This is a genomic window from Dietzia sp. DQ12-76, assembly GCF_014145045.1.
In the GTDB taxonomy this organism is placed as follows: Bacteria; Actinomycetota; Actinomycetes; order Mycobacteriales; family Mycobacteriaceae; genus Dietzia.
This window is the reverse complement of the sequence record NZ_JAALDV010000394.1, coordinates 1-3,006: the sequence shown is the minus strand read 5'-3', so window position 1 is coordinate 3,006 and position 3,006 is coordinate 1. Positions and strand designations below refer to the sequence as shown.

Here is a 3,006-nt window from a genome sequence, read left to right as displayed (position 1 = left end):
CCCCCGAGGCACGGACGCGCGAGGTCACCGCGACCGCGGTGTACGTCAACCTCGCGACCCCCGACGCCGCCGCCCGCGTGGCCGCGATGGACGTGGACGGCGTCGGCCTGCTGCGCGCCGAGTTCCTCATCACGAGCGCACTGGAGGGTGTCCACCCGCGCACACTCATCGCCGAGGGGAGGACGGACGACTACGTGGACCGCATGGCTTCCGGGATCGCCACGATCACCGCGGCCTTCGACCCCCGGCCCGTGATCTACCGCGCGACCGACCTTCGCTCGAACGAGTTCCGTGGCCTGCTCGGCGGGGAGGTCGAGGCCGAGGAGCGCAACCCGATGATCGGCTACCGTGGATGCTTCCGGTACACCAAGGAGCCGGACCTGTTCCGGCTCGAGCTGGATGCGCTGGCCCGTGTGCGCGAGAAGCACCGCAACCTGCACCTGATGATCCCGTTCGTCCGCACGGCGTGGGAGCTCCGCGCCTGCCTGGACATCATCGACGGCCACCCACTGGGGCGCGACCCGGGACTCAAACGGTGGATCATGGCCGAGGTCCCGTCGGTCGTCCACTGGATCCCCGAGTACGCGGCGATGGGCATCGACGGCGTCTCGATCGGGTCCAACGATCTCACCCAGCTGACCCTGGGCGTGGACCGCGACTCCGAGGTGTGCGCGGAGTTGTTCGACTCCATGGACCCGGCGGTACTGGCGTCCATCGACCAGATCATCGACCGCTGCCACGAATCGGGGCTCACCGTCTCCCTGTGCGGCCAGGCGGCGTCAACCGACCCCGCGATGGCCGAGCATCTCGTACGCCGGGGAGTGACGTCGGTGTCGGTGACACCCGACTACGCCGAGATCACCCGGCGGACCGTGGCACGCGCCGAGAAGGCGATCCTGCTCGATGCGGCGCGATCGGCGACACGCCGCTCACCTGCGAAATAAGAGACTCTCCTCACCTTGGACGGATCGCTGACAACGCACTAACATCTGTCTTGTTACCGACGGGTAGGTTCCGGTGAGCACATGGACATCGGCGCCGACCCGCGCGGCCACCTCCATTGCCACGACACCGCACTCCGATCGGAGAAGACCGTAATGGGTCACTACAAGAGCAACGTCCGCGATCTCGAGTTCAACATGTTCGAGGTCCTGCGCATGAACGAGGCACTCGACGCAGGCGAGTTCGGCGACATGGACACCGACACCGCCCGGGGAATCCTCTCCGAGGTCGCGACCCTCACCGAGGGCCCGGTCGCCGAGTCCTTCTCGTCGGCCGACCGCAACCCGCCGGTCTTCGACGCCGAGACCCACTCGGTCTCCCTGCCGGAGGACTTCAAGAAGTCCTTCCGCGCCTGGTACGAGGCGGGTTACTGGTCGATGGGGCTGCCGGAGGACCTCGGCGGCATGCCCGCCCCCCGCGCGTTGGTGTGGGCCACCGGCGAGATGATGCTCGGCGCCAACCCCCCCGCGTTCATGTACGGCGCCGGACCGTCCTTCGCGGCCGTGCTCTACGAGAACGGCACCGAGGAGCAGAAGGAATGGGCCGCCACCTGCGTCGAGCGCGGCTGGGGCGCGACGATGGTGCTCACCGAGCCCGACGCCGGATCCGACGTGGGCGCCGGACGCACCAAGGCCGTCAAGCAGGACGACGGGAGCTGGCACATCGAGGGCGTCAAGCGGTTCATCACCTCCGCGGATTCCGATGATCTGTTCGAGAACATCTTCCACCTCGTCCTGGCCCGCCCCGAGGGCGCCGGACCGGGAACCAAGGGACTGTCGCTGTTCTTCGTCCCCAAGTTCCACTTCGACTTCGAGACAGGTGAACTGGGCGAGCGCAACGGCGTCTTCGTCACCGGCGTCGAGCACAAGATGGGCATCAAGGTCTCCACCACCTGCGAGCTGACCTTTGGCGGACACGGAGTGCCCGCCAAGGGCTGGATCGTCGGCGACGGGGAGCTCAACCTGGGCATCCGTCAGATGTTCGACGTGATCGAGCACGCCCGGATGATGGTGGGCACCAAGGCCATCTCCACCCTGTCGACCGGCTACCTCAACGCACTGGAATTCGCCAAGGAGCGCGTGCAGGGTGGCGACATGGCCGAGATGGCCGACAAGAACGCGCCCCGCGTGACCATCACGCACCACCCGGACGTGCGCCGAGCACTCATCCGCCAGAAGGCGTTCGCCGAGGGCCTGCGCGCGGTGTACATGTACACCGCCGCCCACCAGGATGTCGAGATCGCCCAGCGCGTCTCGGGCGCGGACGGCGAGCTCGCCCACCGCGTCAACGACCTACTACTGCCGATCGTCAAGGGTGTCGGGTCCGAGCGGGCATACGAGCTGCTCACCGAGTCACTGCAGACCTTCGGCGGGTCGGGCTTTCTCCAGGATTACCCGATCGAGCAGTACATCCGCGACGCCAAGATCGACTCCCTGTACGAGGGCACCACCGCGATCCAGGCGCAGGACTTCTTCTTCCGCAAGATCGCCCGCGACCGCGGCACCGCCATCGGGCACGTGTCGGCACAGATCAAGAAGTACATCGAGGCCGAGGGTCCCGCCGAGTTGGCCACCGAGCGCGAGGTACTGGCGACCGCTCTCGCCGACGTCGAGGCGATGGTCGGCACCTGCTTCGACCACCTCCTCGCCTCCCAGGAGGACCCCAAGCACCTGTACATCATCGGGCTCGCCTCGGTCCGCCTGCTCATGGCGTTCGGTGACCTCATGATGGGGTGGCGTCTGCTCGTCGGCGCCGAGGTGGCGCTGGCTGCGCTGGAGGGCGCGTCGGACGCCGACACCGCCTTCTACAACGGCAAGATCGCCGCCGCCAAGTGGTTCGCGAACAACGAGCTGCCGCTCCTCACCGCCACTCGTGGCATCGTCGCCGGCCTCGGCGGCGAGCTCATGGAGCTGGACGAGGCCGCGTTCTGATCCATCGCTGAGCCGCTCCCCGCGATCCCCGGGGGTGTGCGTCGTGTCGGGTCCCGACACAGCGCACACCCCC

The 3,006-nt window shown here is 67.7% G+C and carries 2 protein-coding genes; both read left to right on the top strand.

Going from position 1 to position 3,006, the window contains the following annotated elements; genetic code table 11:
- Nucleotides 1-944: putative PEP-binding protein (locus G6019_RS13090; protein WP_304506205.1), on the top strand; the 944-nt coding region annotated here is incomplete at its 5' end.
- A 153-nt stretch (nt 945-1,097) separates the two neighbouring features.
- Complete coding sequence (locus tag G6019_RS13085) at nt 1,098-2,933, top strand: acyl-CoA dehydrogenase (RefSeq protein WP_182627766.1); 1,836 nt, start codon at nt 1,098-1,100, stop codon at nt 2,931-2,933.
- Nucleotides 2,934-3,006 lie beyond the last annotated feature (73 nt).

What these genes read in the sequence shown, in the direction of transcription:
- G6019_RS13085 (WP_182627766.1), top strand. Translation starts at nt 1,098, where the DNA reads ATGGGTCACTACAAGAGCAACGTCCGCGATCTCGAGTTCAACATGTTC.